The organism is Burkholderia catarinensis (genome assembly GCF_001883705.2).
Classification (GTDB): domain Bacteria; phylum Pseudomonadota; class Gammaproteobacteria; order Burkholderiales; family Burkholderiaceae; genus Burkholderia; species Burkholderia catarinensis.
Map to the genome: position 1 here is coordinate 34,212 of NZ_MDEQ02000005.1, position 13,630 is coordinate 47,841.

At 64.4% G+C, this 13,630-nt stretch carries 11 protein-coding genes; 9 read left to right on the forward strand and 2 right to left on the reverse strand.

What is annotated here, in order from left to right:
• Nucleotides 1-53: 53 nt before the first annotated feature.
• Nucleotides 54-1,022, reverse strand: coding sequence for an ABC transporter substrate-binding protein (locus BFF94_RS09275; protein ID WP_128849954.1), 969 nt, complete (start codon nucleotides 1,020-1,022; stop codon nucleotides 54-56).
• Between the two features lie 299 nt (nucleotides 1,023-1,321).
• On the opposite strand from BFF94_RS09275, the gene BFF94_RS09280 reads away from it, so the two are divergent.
• The 3 genes from BFF94_RS09280 to BFF94_RS09290 all read left to right on the forward strand — a co-directional run bounded on the left by BFF94_RS09280 (nucleotide 1,322) and on the right by BFF94_RS09290 (nucleotide 4,626).
• Nucleotides 1,322-2,239 carry an alpha/beta hydrolase family protein gene (locus tag BFF94_RS09280; RefSeq protein WP_128849952.1) on the forward strand — a complete coding sequence of 306 codons (918 nt, stop codon included), beginning with the start codon at nucleotides 1,322-1,324 and terminating at the stop codon, nucleotides 2,237-2,239.
• A complete protein-coding gene (locus BFF94_RS09285) occupies nucleotides 2,236-2,679 on the forward strand; it encodes a MarR family winged helix-turn-helix transcriptional regulator (RefSeq protein WP_128849950.1) in 444 nt (147 codons plus the stop codon). The genes BFF94_RS09280 and BFF94_RS09285 overlap by 4 nt, the downstream gene beginning before the upstream one ends.
• Nucleotides 2,680-3,180: 501 nt before the next feature.
• A complete protein-coding gene (locus BFF94_RS09290) occupies nucleotides 3,181-4,626 on the forward strand; it encodes a sialidase family protein (RefSeq protein ID WP_128849948.1) in 1,446 nt (481 codons plus the stop codon).
• Between the two features lie 69 nt (nucleotides 4,627-4,695).
• On the opposite strand, the gene adhP is transcribed toward BFF94_RS09290, so the two are convergent.
• Nucleotides 4,696-5,724, reverse strand: coding sequence for an alcohol dehydrogenase AdhP (gene adhP, locus BFF94_RS09295; RefSeq protein WP_128849947.1), 1,029 nt, complete (start codon nucleotides 5,722-5,724; stop codon nucleotides 4,696-4,698).
• Nucleotides 5,725-6,137: 413 nt separating this feature from the next.
• Between adhP and BFF94_RS09300 the strand changes: the two genes are divergently transcribed.
• The 6 genes from BFF94_RS09300 to otsA all read left to right on the forward strand — a co-directional run bounded on the left by BFF94_RS09300 (nucleotide 6,138) and on the right by otsA (nucleotide 13,565).
• Nucleotides 6,138-8,216 (forward strand): TonB-dependent receptor, encoded by a 2,079-nt coding sequence (locus BFF94_RS09300; RefSeq protein WP_246637257.1) that lies wholly within the window; start codon nucleotides 6,138-6,140, stop codon nucleotides 8,214-8,216.
• Nucleotides 8,217-8,833: 617 nt separating this feature from the next.
• On the forward strand, nucleotides 8,834-9,502 hold the full coding sequence (locus tag BFF94_RS09305; RefSeq protein ID WP_246637258.1) for a hypothetical protein: 669 nt from the start codon (nucleotides 8,834-8,836) through the stop codon (nucleotides 9,500-9,502).
• A gap of 10 nt (nucleotides 9,503-9,512) precedes the next feature.
• A complete protein-coding gene (locus tag BFF94_RS09310) occupies nucleotides 9,513-10,064 on the forward strand; it encodes a PAAR domain-containing protein (protein ID WP_128849943.1) in 552 nt (183 codons plus the stop codon).
• On the forward strand, nucleotides 10,051-10,722 hold the full coding sequence (locus BFF94_RS09315; RefSeq protein WP_128849941.1) for a M35 family metalloendopeptidase: 672 nt from the start codon (nucleotides 10,051-10,053) through the stop codon (nucleotides 10,720-10,722). The genes BFF94_RS09310 and BFF94_RS09315 overlap by 14 nt, the downstream gene beginning before the upstream one ends.
• A gap of 1 nt (nucleotide 10,723) precedes the next feature.
• Nucleotides 10,724-11,212 carry an OmpA family protein gene (locus tag BFF94_RS09320; RefSeq protein ID WP_246637259.1) on the forward strand — a complete coding sequence of 163 codons (489 nt, stop codon included), beginning with the start codon at nucleotides 10,724-10,726 and terminating at the stop codon, nucleotides 11,210-11,212.
• A 940-nt stretch (nucleotides 11,213-12,152) separates the two neighbouring features.
• Entirely contained in the window at nucleotides 12,153-13,565 is a 1,413-nt protein-coding gene (otsA, locus tag BFF94_RS09325) for an alpha,alpha-trehalose-phosphate synthase (UDP-forming) (protein ID WP_128849939.1), read from the forward strand.
• Nucleotides 13,566-13,630: the final 65 nt, after the last annotated feature.

Below are 13,630 nucleotides of genomic sequence, written 5' to 3' on the forward strand. Positions count from 1 at the left end.
ACGCCCAGCGCCCGCGCGACCTGTTCGGACAGGCCGACCCGCGCTGTCGAATATCACCGCGCGGCGGCCGTCTTCTGCGCGGGCGCCGCGAACGCGCCCGCATACGAGCGGTCGAGCAGCTTCGACGTGTCGTACGCGGCCGGAATCACGCCGGCCTTGTGCAGGAAGTCGGCCGTGTTCTGCGCGTCCTTCGCGGCCGTCTCGTCGACGGGGCCCACGCGCTGCTTCGCGTGGTCGAGCCAGCGGTATGCGACGTCGGGCTCGAGCTTCGCGCGCTTCGCCCACAGATCCGCGTACTCGCGCGGATGGCTGTCGACCCACTGGCGCGCGGCAACCACGCGCCGCAGGAAATCGGTGATCTCGGCGCGCTTGCCCGACGCGGCCGGCTCGTTCGCGGCGACGAAGCTCAGCGCGGGCATCAGCCCCTGCGCGGTCGTCACGGGCCTCGCGCCCTGCCGCAACGCGAGCGTGCTGACGAACGGCTCCCACAGTGACACGGCGTCGACCGAGCCGTTCGCGAGTGCGTTGGTCGCGTCGATCGGCATCAGGTACGCATACTTGACCGAATCCGCGCGCAGGCCGGCGTGCTCGAGCGCGCGCAGCACGAGCTGCTGGCTCCATGCGCCACGCCACACGGCGACGGTCTTGCCCTGCAGGTCGGCCACGCTGCGCACCGGCGAATCCTTCGGCACGAGGATCGCGACGCCGTCGAGGCTTTGCCGCGACACCGCGACGACCTTGACCGGCGCGCCGCGCGCAGCCAGCGTGAGCAGCGCGGAATCGCCGAGGAAGCCGAGGTCGATCGCGTTGCCGTTCAGGCTTTCGGCCACGGGCGCGGCCGCCTGGAAATGCTTCCACTCGATCGTGTAAGGCAAGTCCTTCAGCACGCCGGACGCCTCCATCGACGCCTGGATGTTGAAGTAGTTCTGTTCACCGACGCGCAGCGTGACGGTGTCTTTCGCGATGCCCGGCTGCGCGGCAAGCGCCAGCAAGAGCGCCATGACGATTCGGCTCGGCAACATGATCTCCCGGAGGGGTTGGCGGGCTGCCGCGCGACGGCGGCGCCTCGTTGTCCGCCGTGGCGGACGGCCGGCGGACCGGATGGAACCGATGAAGATACGTCGATCCGCTTCATGAGACAAACGCAATGTTCTTCTATGCAAAGATGCAAATATTTTATGAATCGAGCACAACCGCCGGATGCCGGAAACTGGCCTCCTGCGCACGGCGCTCGAGTGATTCCTCGATAAATATTTCGTGCGCGAAATAAATCCCGGACTATATTTCGCATACGAAATAACTATCCGGAGCGAGGACAACCATGACCTCCCAGCCCATCGAGTTTTCCGCCATCGACGGCTATGCACTGCACGGCACGCTGTGGTCGCCGAGCGCGGCGCCACGCGCGCTGGTGCTGATCCATCCGGCGACGGCCGTGCCGGAGCGGCTGTATGCGGGCTTCGCACGCTTCCTGACCGAACGCGGCTTCGCGGCGCTGACCTACAACTATCGCGGCATCGGCACGTCGCGGCCCGCGCGCCTCAGCGCGCTACAGGCCAGCATGCGCGACTGGATGGAGCTCGACGTGGGCGCCGCGACCGCCTGGGCACGGCAGGCGTACGAAGGGCTGCCGCTGCTGGCAGTCGGGCATAGCGTCGGCGGGCACGCGATCGGGCTGTCGGCCAGCACGACGCACCTGCGCGCGGCCGTGCTCGTCGCCGCGCACGCGGGCAGCACGCGGCTGATCGTGCAGGCGACCGAGCGCCTGAAGGTGCGGCTGATCCTGCGCGTGCTCGGCCCGCTGATGTCCGCGCTGCTCGGCTACGTGCCCGGCAAGCGGCTCGGGCTCGGCGAGGATCTGCCGGCCGGCGTGTTCCGCGAATGGAGCCGCTGGACGACGCTGCCGCGCTATTTCTTCGACGATCCGACACTCGGCGCGGCCGAGCGCTTCTCGAAACAGCGGCTGCCGATCCTCGCGCTCGGCTTCGACGACGATCCGTGGGCGAACCCGGCCGCGATCGGCCTGCTGGTAAGCTATCTGGCCCGCGCGGCGGTCGAACGCCGCCAGATCGATCCGCACGCGGCGGGCAGCGGCCCGGTCGGGCACATGGGCTTCTTCCGCAGCCGGCCCGGCGCCGTGCTGTGGCCCGACGTCGCCGACTGGCTCGCGCAGGCACTCGACACGCCACGCGCCGCGAGCCGTCCCTCCCTTTCCATTGCAGCCGGGAACCCAGCTTGAGCGAAGACCGACGACTGTTTTTCATGTTGAACATCGGCCAGCGGCGCGTGCAGCGCTGGATCGACCGCAAGGCCGAGGCCGAGACCGAGACCGAGACCCGCGCGAGCGCCGCGCAGGCCGGCGCGCTGTTCTGTCTCGCGAAGCAGGATGGCGCGCTGGTCGGCGAGGTCGGCGCCGCGCTGCAGCTTGCGCCGTCCGCGATGACGGGGCTCGCCGACCGGATGGCGAAAGCCGGCCTCATCACGCGTCACGCCGATTCGGACGACGGCCGCGCGACGCGGCTGTACCTGACCGACGAAGGCCACGCGGCGCTCAAGCGCGCGCGTGTGCTGCTGCGCGAACTGAACGGCAAGCTGTGCGACGGGTTTTCCGACGACGAACTCGATACCGTCGCACGCTGGCTGCACGCGTTGCAGGACCGCTTTCCGGCGGAGCGCTGAGCGGCGCCGACACCGCCGCCGCACGACCGGCCGGCGGCACGTCGCATCGGCACCATCGACACCACCGGCCCGCATCGCACGCAATCGGAAGCGATTCCGATTCGCCTTTTCGATTCGATTTTCGGAACCTTCTCCACGGCAAATTTTGCGTTCGCGCCGTGCCGCTCCGGCAACGCTTTCCGGCTACGTACTGTTACAAAAAATTGCCTGTCGGCCCGCATTCGAATCGCCTACATTGCAATCCACTTCGACACATTCGTCGCATGCCCGGACCGGCCTTCCCGTCGGGTCGACATCGCAGGCAGACCCGACAATCAATGAAAAATGAAGAGGAGTCTTAACCGATGTGCTGGCGGCATCCAGCACACGCGGATCGCGATGGCTGAAGCGGCATCCTGAACGGCACGTATCGGCGTGATGTGCGGCATGTGCCCGCGCGTCGACTCGCGCTGCCCCGTCGTGCCCGCATCATCGCAGCCGCACGTCAACGAGGAGCAGTTCATGCGACGCCCGATTGTGTCCCACTCGCTTGTCACCCGCCTGTCCGCCGCGATGGCGATGGCCGCCGCTGCCGCGGCGCACGCCGACCCCGTCGTCGTGTCCGGCCCGAGCCCGTTCGCCGCCTGCACCATCGGCGGCCCCGGCACCAACTACGTGAACGCCGAAGTCGAGCCGTGGCTCGCGGTCAACCCGGCGAACCCGACGAACATGATCGGCGTCTGGCAGCAGGATCGCTGGTCGAACGGCGGCGCACACGGGCTCGTCGCCGGCTACACGTTCGACGGCGGCGCGACCTGGGCGCGCACGCCGCAGCCGTTCAGCGCATGCGCGCCGGGCGGGCTCAAGTACGAGCGCGCGTCCGATCCGTGGGTGTCCTTCGGCCCGGACGGCACCGCATATTCGGTGTCGATCTCGTTCAACCAGTCGAACAACAGCAATGCGGTTGCGGCGTCGGTGTCGACCGACGGCGGGCAGACATGGAGCAGCCCGGCCTTGCTGATCGTGAACGACGAACCGACGACCCAGTTCTTCAACGACAAGGAATCGGTGACGGCGAACCCGGTGAAGGCCGGCACCGCGTACGCGGTATGGGACCGCCTCGAACTGCCTAACGGCAACCCGTACGCGAACCTGCACACGCAGGCGTCTCGCGGGCCGACGCTGTTCTCGAAGACGGTCGACGGCGGCAAGACGTGGAGCACCGCGAAAGTCATCGTCAACGTCCCTTCACGGCAGCAGACCATCGGCAACCAGATCGTCGTCGACCCGAAGAGCGGCACGCTCTACGATTTCTTCGACCTGATCCAGCCGCCGTTCAGCAAGGCGGCCGGCAAGGTCGCGTTCATCAAGTCGACCGACGACGGCGCGACATGGACGAAGCCGCAGGTGATCGCGGGGCTGCAGACGGTCGGCGTGACGGATCCGAACACCGGCGAACCCGTGCGCACCGGCGACATCATTCCGGAGCCCGCGATCGATCCCGCGTCGGGGCAGCTCTACGTCGTGTGGCAGGACAGCCGCTTCAACGGCGGCACGTACGACGAGATCGCCGTGTCGACGTCGAAGGATGGCGGCGCGACATGGAGCACGCCGCAGCAGTTGAACACGCCGACCGGACGCCCCGCGTTCAATCCGTCGGTGCGCGTGGACAACACGGGCGCGGTGATGGTCACCTACTACGACTTCCGCGACCTGCAGGCCGGCAACACCACGACGCTGCCGACCGGCTTCTGGCGCAAGATCTCGCACGACGGCGGCGCCACGTTCGCCGACGAACGGCGCGTCGGCGGCCCGTTCGACATGAAGCTCGCCCCCAACGCGGAAGGATTCTTCATCGGCGACTACCAGGGGCTCGACGTTCTCCCGTCGTCGTCGTTCCATCCGTTTTTCGTCCAGACCAGTGCGGGCAACCTGACGAATCGCACGGACGTGTTCTTCGCACCGTGACGCGCGCATGACCGCCACGCCGCCGCGCGACGCCATCCGTCGCGCGGCGGCTTGCGCGTGTTCGCGGCATCAATGCATGTCGGTCAGCACGATGCGCCCGTCGACCGTTCCTTGACGCAGCTTCGCGAACACGTCGTTGATGTTGCCGAGCCGGTCGCGGTGGATGTGTGCGCGCACCAGGCCGTCGGCCGCGAATTCGAGCGATTCCTGCAGGTCGCGCCGCGTGCCGACGATCGACCCGCGCACGGTAATGCCGTTCAGCACGGTCGAGAAGATCGGCAACGGGAAATCGCCGGGCGGCAAGCCGTTGAGCGCCACCGTGCCGCCGCGCCGAACCATCCCGAGCGCCTGTGCGAACGCGCTGCGCGACACGGCCGTGACGAGCACGCCGTGCGCGCCGCCGATTTCTTTCTGGATCACCTGTGCCGGATCGTCGACCGACGCATCGATCGTCAGTTGCGCACCCAACCGCCGCGCAAGCGCGAGCTTGTCCGGTGAAATGTCGATGGCCGCGACATGCAGGCCCATCGCACGCGCATACTGCACGGCCACGTGCCCGAGACCGCCGATGCCGGAGATCGCGAGCCACTGGCCCGGGCGCGTGTCGGTGACGCGAATGCCCTTGTAGACCGTGACGCCCGCGCACAGGATCGGCGCGATCTCGTCGAACGCAACCTGCGCGGGCAAATGGCCGACATAGTCGGGATCGGCCAGCACGTATTCCGCATAGCTGCCGTTCACCGAATAACCGGTGTTCTGCTGGCCATGGCACAGCGTTTCCCAGCCCGTGCTGCAGTACTCGCAATGGCCGCAGGCCGTGTAGAGCCAGGGCACGCCGACGCGGTCTCCCTCGCGCACGTGCGTGACGCCCGCGCCGACCGCCGCGACGATCCCCACGCCTTCATGGCCCGGGATGAACGGCAACGACGGCTTGACGGGCCAGTCGCCGTCGGCCGCATGCAGATCGGTATGGCAGACGCCCGATGCCTTGATGTTGACGAGGATCTGGCCGGCCCCCGGCGTCGGGACCGGGACTTCCTCGATGCTCAGCGGTTCGCCGAACGCGTGTACCACGGCCGCTTTCATGGTCTGGGTCATGCGTTGCTCCTGTTTGGTCGATGAGCGATCCAGTATCCGGTTTCGGCATCGAAGCACGTTGATACGTATCAACGCATCGGAACGCATCCGACGATCGAGGCGGCTTCGCCACGACCTGCAACGCTTGACGCGAAGGTCGAACCGGCGGTGACGCACCGCCCCGTCGCTCCCGCCGCCATTTCAGCCATCCGACAGAAACCCGACAAGATCCCGCTATTCGGCTTTGAATTTGAAATGATATAACATATCATTTCGCGTGCTCGTCCGCCTGACGCCGTTCCACCGTGGGTGGCCGAGCCTCGCCGAGCCATGTTCCAACGGGTCACTCCGCGCGCAAGACGCAACAATATATCGTATCCAGCGGTGACCCACATCGCTCGTTATCCGATCCGATTCCAACCGATTCACCGACCATGCGCGACCTCCCTCGTCTACCGCTTCGCCCGCTCTCGTCCCTTTCGCTGATGCTGTTCGCCGCCGTCGCGCACGCGCAGACCGATGCGCCCGCCGCGTCGGGCACGCCTTCGGCCGTCCCGCTCGCGCCGATCTTCGTGACCGCGAACCCGCTCGGCGACACCGAACTGATCGCACCGACCGTGCAGCTTTCCGGCGACGCGCTGACACGCCGCCAGGCCGATTCGCTCGGCGAAACGCTCAACGGGCTGCCCGGCGTGTCGACCACCACCTACGGGCCGATGGTCGGCCGTCCGATCATCCGCGGGATGGACGGCGACCGGATCCGGCTGCTGCAGAACGGCGTGGCGGCCTACGACGCGTCGTCGCTGTCGTACGACCATGCGGTGCCGCAGGATCCGCTGTCGATCGAGCGCATCGAGATCGTGCGCGGCCCGGCCGCGCTGCTGTACGGCGGCAACGCGGTGGGCGGCGTCGTCAACACGATCGACAACCGGATTCCGCGCGAAGCGATCGAAGGCGTGACGGGGGCGCTCGACGCGCGCTACGGCGGCGCGAACTCCGTGCGCGCGGGCGCCGCGCAGGTCGAAGGCGGCAACGGCCGCTTCGCGTTCCACGTCGACGCGTTCGACCGCGAAACCAGCAAGCTGCGGATTCCCGGCTATGCGCGCAGCAGCCAGCAACGCGCGATCGACGGCCCCGACACGCCGCAGCCGGAAGGCAACGTGCCGAACAGCGACGGCCGCGTGCACGGCGGCGCGCTCGGCGCGTCGTACACGTGGGCGGACGGCTTCGCGGGCCTGTCGTACAGCGGCTACGAATCGAACTACGGCTCCGTCGCGGAGAGCGACGTGCGGCTGCGGATGCGCCAGGAACGCCTCGCGTTCGCGTCCGAGGTGCGCAACCTGAGCGGGCCGTTCACGAAGCTGAAGTTCGACTTCGCGTACACCGACTACCGCCACAAGGAAGTCAACAACGGCGAGACGGCGACCACCTTCCGGAATCGCGGCTACGAGGCGCGCATCGAGGCGCGGCATCGCAAGATCGGCCCGTTCGAAGGCGCGATCGGCGTGCAGTTCGGCCAGAACACGTTCTCCGCGCTCGGCGACGAGTTGCTCGTGCCGTCCACGCGCACGAACAGCGTCGCGCTGTTCGGCCTCGAGGAATGGCAGGTCGTCCCCGCGCTGAAGCTGAGCGTCGGCGGCCGCTTCGAGCATGTGAAGGTCGATCCCGATCCGGCCGGCGTCGAGAAATTCGCGGGCGCGCAGCCGCGCGATTTCAACGCGGGCAGCCTGTCGGCCGGCGCGCTGTTCTCGCTGACGCCCGTGTGGTCAGTGGCGGCCAACGTCGCGTACACCGAACGCGCGCCGACCTTCTACGAGTTGTATTCGAACGGCCCGCACGATGCGACCGGCCAGTTCCTGATCGGCAACCCGAACGCGTCGAAGGAAAAAGCCGTATCGACCGACCTGTCGCTGCGCTATGCGAGCGGCCCGAACCGCGGCAGCGTCGGCGTGTTCTACAACCGCTTCTCGAACTACCTGGCCGAGTACAACACGGGCCGCGTCGTGAACAGCGACGGCGAACCCGTCGCGCCGGGCGCCGACGGCTCGTTGAACGAAGCGATCTATCGCGGCGTGCGCGCCGAGTTCTACGGCATCGAGCTGGACGGCAAGTGGCGCGCATTCGCGCGGCGCGGCCATACGGTCGACCTGGAAGTGACGGCCGACTACACGCACGCGCGCAATGTCGACACGGGCCAGCCGCTGCCGCGCATCGCGCCGCTGCGCGCGACGCTCGCGGCCGACTACGGTTACGGACCGTTCGGTGCCCGCGCGCAGGTCACGCACGCGTGGTCGCAGCATCGCGTGCCGGACAACGACTTCTCGACGGACGGCTACACGTCGCTCGGCGTGATGCTGACCTACAAGTTCCGTGTCGGCGCGACGCACTGGCTCGCGTACCTGCGCGGCGACAACCTGACGAATCAGGAGATCCGCTACGCGACCTCGGTCGTGCGCGGCTTCGCGCCGGAAGGCGGCCGCAGCGTGACGGCCGGGTTGCGCACCACGTTCTGACCCTCTCATGGCCCGCGGCGCCCGCCGCGGGCCGCTTTCCGGCGCGAACCGCGTCCGGCGTGAATTCCCGTTTATCGGCCATGACAGCCATCGCGACGCACGCCGACCACGCATGGCGATTCCCTCCCCCATTCGTTCGCAAGAAAATTCCGTTATTCATCCATAAATTGAAACAGCTTAATCAGATAATTGCCGAACAACGGCATTTTTATTTCACCAATAAAACCGGTTTCATATTCCACGTATAAATCCTTGAATCGCGGGCAATCCAAGGATTTCTGATGGAAATCAAGAATGCCCGCACGACAAGGCCTTCATCGCTAAAAAAATGAATAGCCGGGTTTTCGAAGGAGCGGCCTCCGTGGCATTTTTTTGTCCGTTGAAAGACGGGCATCCCGGCCCCGGCCCGGAAGGTCACTTCATCACGCAACAAGAACACGAAGCCGAACAAACGAAAGTGCGTTGATGAGTATTCGCAGCCAGGAACTGATCTAGTTGCTACACAGCGCGGTCATCTCAAAATAAAAAGAGATTAAATAATCATACTCATCCTATAGACAAATACAATCTTACCGGCGAATGTCTGAGGCACGTCAATGCATAAGGTATCCAAGCCTATGACAGAAAAAGAACATGCCGATTGTCCGTACTTCCTGCATTCATCGATCCACCTTCACGCGATGGTGCAACAGTTACACACGTCGCCGAACGATGAGCCGAATGCAGTTAGCCCGAGATACAGCGGCAACATGCAAATGCTGTTGGTCCGCACGCCGGACCCGTGCATTTCCACCTACCTGTCGCCCCTTGATGCGGTCATGGGTTCCCGAGCGCTCATGCGTGACGACGGCCACTTTTGGCCGATCGACTTTCGGCAAGTCGATACGCGTCGTTTCATGGAACAGCAAGGCCGTTTGTTGGTCGCCGTGAACTATGCCTATGGGGCGACCGGGGGGCGTCTGGTCGCGTCCGATACGGGGCACCCCTTGATGGTCTACTTCTCGTCGTGGTTCGATGTGCCAGTCGAGCAACGCGACCATTTCGCGATCCGATTCGACGATAGCGTGACCGAGCAAATCGACGACACCTATCGGCGCGCAGGGGTTCCATGGTTTGCCGAAACGCTGGACATGATGCGGACGTGGACCGCCGAAGAGATAGCCGACGCAGAAGCCGAAGCACTGGCATGCATGCCACCTACAGTCACTGTCGCAGGTGCGGCGGTCGATCAATACGCGATCTACGACCCTGAATCGGGCGAATGGATCATTACCGACTTCGATTGAGGAAACGACCATGAGCCGACGGGCAGTCAGGAACGGCGACCCCACGACAACAGGCGGCATCGTCATTGCTACTTCGTCAACGATCACGAATCACGGAAAGAAGGTTGCCCTTGATGGTGACAAAGCGACATGCGGAAATTGCGAAGGGACGTTCCTGATAGTTGGGGGCGCACACCGCATGACCAATCGCGGACGTTGCATTGCCTTGGATGGCGATCATGTACTCTGTCCGTGCGGGCAAAACCGTCTGATCGCAGGCGGCGATAGCACTATCTTTTATGGCGGCGGAGGCGGTCACAATACGGCGATGCCGTTCTTCGGTAACGTTGCATACTCTCCCGAGCGATACGAGCCCGCACGGGGCACCCATGATGAACAATACGTGTTGCGCGACGCACACAACGGGCAACCGCTCGCCAATGTCCGCTATCGTATCCGCTTATCCTCCGGAAAGGTCTTTACTGGCGCTACAGACGCTACAGGTCACACGCAGCGCGTTTCATCCGCGTATGCGGAGTCGATCAAGTTCGAGATTGCGAGGAACAGAAATGCCGAATCCTGACGACGACTACGTGTTGGTACACGACACGGCCACGACGAACACGACGCCCGGCTCTAAGGTGTATGTCGATATCAACACGACACCGATTTGCCCGAACATGAGCAACGAAGATTTTAGAAAGACCGTCATGCGCGCTCGCGATCATGCCGTCCGCCTGATTAACGCCCGCATTGCAGGGCTAGCGCGATGGGACGCAAGCGAACAAGCGCGCGTCACCACCTATTTTGGGCGTGTTAACGCACAGATTCGCAGCAAGTTATCTTCCGGTCTTCCCCGATTGCGTTCCGCGATGCAAGAGTTAGTGCCGGAAAAAATTGTTCGATGGGACAGCGCGACCAGCAGGAATCTATCTTGTGCAGTCACACCCGACAGTGGCCAAAACCGTGCCGCCGTGTGCAAACCCGACTCCGATAAACGAGTCATTGCCATCTATTCTGCATTTTGCGATGACCCGTTTGGCGATCTTCGCCGCGAAGCGCAAATAAAAACCCTGATTCACGAATGCACCCACTTCACCGACACATTCGATTCAGTTGACGCAATGTATGGAAACTCAGAAATTGGAATGAAGATATTTGCCATGAATAACCCTGAAATCGCTATCACGAACGCGGACAGCATTACAGGGTACATCGCAACTTTCGACATAAAGATATAAAATGAACATGAATTTACTAAAATCCACCATCTGCCTGCTCACAATGTCCATGCTCCTATCTGGCGCTGCGACTGCATGCACAATAGGCGAAACAGCGGCGCTATATTTCCCATTCAACACAACCACACTTTCCAATACTGACAGAGTGGCGATAGCGAATAAGGTTATCGAGGCGAAAAGATGGCCAAATGTTGAAATCCGAGCGATAGTAATTGCAGGCGCTTACTTTCAAGAGAGGAATATCGAAAAACTGAAGGATATTCGTGCAATTAACATGAAGGATTATTTGCTGCAACTTGGCATCAACGCCGAAAATATCTATATCGACAAAAGAACATTTACCGATGAAGTGGCCTCAAAGCGACCCGACGGCTCAATCGACATTCAACAGGTGATCGTCGAATTTACGCCGATATGTAAAGGTAGCTGCGCATGGATGTGTGACGATCCCCGCGTGACGCCACACAGCAGACTCATCAATAATTATTGATCTGCTCAGGCCCGCGCAATGCGGGCCCGCTTCCTCCAGCCCTTCCAGTACCGCCACTCACGATTGATAGAGGATGCACGTCATCGCCGTGACGCTAACGTGGACCATCGGAAGATGGTTGCCCTTATTCCTTGCCCGCATCACGAACGGTTCTACCGCCGGAAAAGCAAAAAGCCCGCTCGATGGCGGGCCTTGTTCATGCTGCTGTCGAGCCCACTTCACGCGGCGTTCGCGGTGAAGGGAATTACATTCGTATCTGCGCACTCGACGCCGAAAACATAGTCCGCCCGTTGCTGCGTCAACGGCGCGCGTTCCTCAATCAGCGGGTTTCGCATGTAGGCCGCGAGAGCCTGACCGCGCGGCCGCACGCGGCACGCGGTGCGGCTGCGCAGCATCGCCGTCCGGCGCGCCCTGCACCCGCGCACGACGTCATGCGTCGCCGATCCGCGTCGCGCGTTCACGGCACGCGTGCGGGTAGCGCACGCACCGGCGCAGCCGCATCGACGGCATTGCAACCGGCCGGCACGACGCAGTGCGAATGCGTTCGCTGTTCGACCCTGCGCATACGCGCCCCGGCACGGACGATCGCGCCCCGCGATCGCGCGATGTTGTCCCGGCCGTCCGCTCGCCTTGCGTTGCGAACGCTGCGTTTGCAGCCATGCGCAAGTTTCGATCCCGCTCGCGCGTCGGGCGCTTTCACACCGATGTCACGCACGGCGCGCCGCATGCGCCCCCCGCCTCGTTCGCCGAAGCAGGCTTTTAAAACGAGCGAATGACGAGTATCCTAAAAAGAGCACTCCCCGGTCGGCCGGCGAATCGCATGCCCTGATTCCCGTCCGATCGCTGCGGCCCCATCGCATCGCGCATCGCGCGCCGATGGTGGCGTCCGCTTCGCGCCCCGGCCGCACGAACCTTCCCCCAACAATCGTCAGGAGAGCTGGTGAGCCGACTCGTCGTCGTATCCAATCGCATCGCAGATCCCCGTAAAGCCGCGGCCGGCGGCCTCGCCGTCGCCGTGAAGGACAGCCTGCAGGAAACCGGCGGCGTCTGGTTCGGCTGGAGCGGCAAGCTACGCGGCGGCAGCGATCAGTCCGCGCCTGGCGACGACGTGCAGATCCAGAACGTCGGCGGCATCCAGCTCGCGACGATCGATCTCGACCCGCAGGATTACGACGCGTACTACCTCGGCTATTCGAACAACGTGCTGTGGCCGGTGTTTCACTACCGGCTCGATCTCGCGCAGTTCGACCGGCGCTTCGCCGACGGCTACCGGCGCGTGAACCAGTTGTTCGCGCGCAAGCTGCGCACGCTGCTGCGGCCCGACGACGTCATCTGGGTACACGACTACCAGTTGATTCCGCTTGCCGCCGAGCTGCGCGCGATGGGCTGCACGAATCCGATCGGCTTCTTCCTGCACATCCCGATGCCGCCGCCGCTGATCATGGCCGCGATCCCGGAACACGAATGGCTGATGCGCTCGCTGTTCGCGTACGACCTCGTCGGCTTCCAGACCGAGTCGGACCTGCTGCACTTCGAGCATTACGTCGAAGCGGAAGCCGGCGCCGCACGGCTGCCGGACGGCCGCCTGCGCGCGTTCGGCCGCACGCTGTCGGCCAGCGCATTCCCGATCGGCATCAACGTCGACGAGTTCGAGTCGCTCGCGCGCGATCGCGACGGCATCGACATGTTCGACCGGATGCGCGACGAATACTCGCGCCGCCAGTTGCTCGTCGGCGTCGACCGGCTCGACTACACGAAGGGGCTGCCGCAGCGCGTGCACGCGTTCCGCCAGTTGCTCGAACAGTATCCGGAGAACCGCGACCGCGCGACGCTGATCCAGATCGCCGCGCCGAGCCGCGAGGATCTCGGCGCGTACGACGATCTGCGGCGTGAGATGGACAGCCTGTGCGGCGCGATCAACGGCGACTACGGCGAACTCGAATGGATGCCGATGCGCTACATTCACCGCACCGTCGCGCGCAAGCGCTTGCCGGGCCTCTATCGCGCGAGCCGCGTCGCGCTCGTCACGCCGCTGCGCGACGGGATGAACCTCGTCGCGAAGGAGTTCCTCGCCGCGCAGGACGCGGCCGATCCGGGCGTGCTCGTGCTGTCGCGTTTCGCGGGTGCGGCCGAGCAGTTGAAGTCGGCGCTGCTCGTCAATCCGTACGACACGCAAGGCACCGCGCAGGCCATCCAGCGCGCGCTCACGATGCCGCTCGAGGAACGCCGCCAGCGTCACTCGGCGCTGATGGCGATCGTGCGCAAGACCGACGTGCACTGGTGGCGCACGCGCTTTCTCGACGCGCTCGCCGAGGCGGCCGAAGTCGCGGCCGCAACCGCGACCGAATCCTGACGCGCGCTCACGCAATTCGTCGCCGCGCATTCGCGCGCCGCGCCGTTCACATCGCACACGTCGAC

Coding starts and splice junctions, on each gene's coding strand:
- BFF94_RS09275 (WP_128849954.1), bottom strand. CDS start 1,022: ATGTTGCCGAGCCGAATCGTCATGGCGCTCTTGCTGGCGCTTGCCGCG.
- BFF94_RS09280 (WP_128849952.1), top strand. CDS start 1,322: ATGACCTCCCAGCCCATCGAGTTTTCCGCCATCGACGGCTATGCACTG.
- BFF94_RS09290 (WP_128849948.1), top strand. CDS start 3,181: ATGCGACGCCCGATTGTGTCCCACTCGCTTGTCACCCGCCTGTCCGCC.
- adhP (WP_128849947.1), bottom strand. CDS start 5,724: ATGACCCAGACCATGAAAGCGGCCGTGGTACACGCGTTCGGCGAACCG.
- BFF94_RS09300 (WP_246637257.1), top strand. CDS start 6,138: ATGCGCGACCTCCCTCGTCTACCGCTTCGCCCGCTCTCGTCCCTTTCG.
- BFF94_RS09305 (WP_246637258.1), top strand. CDS start 8,834: ATGACAGAAAAAGAACATGCCGATTGTCCGTACTTCCTGCATTCATCG.
- BFF94_RS09310 (WP_128849943.1), top strand. CDS start 9,513: ATGAGCCGACGGGCAGTCAGGAACGGCGACCCCACGACAACAGGCGGC.
- BFF94_RS09315 (WP_128849941.1), top strand. CDS start 10,051: ATGCCGAATCCTGACGACGACTACGTGTTGGTACACGACACGGCCACG.
- BFF94_RS09320 (WP_246637259.1), top strand. CDS start 10,724: ATGAACATGAATTTACTAAAATCCACCATCTGCCTGCTCACAATGTCC.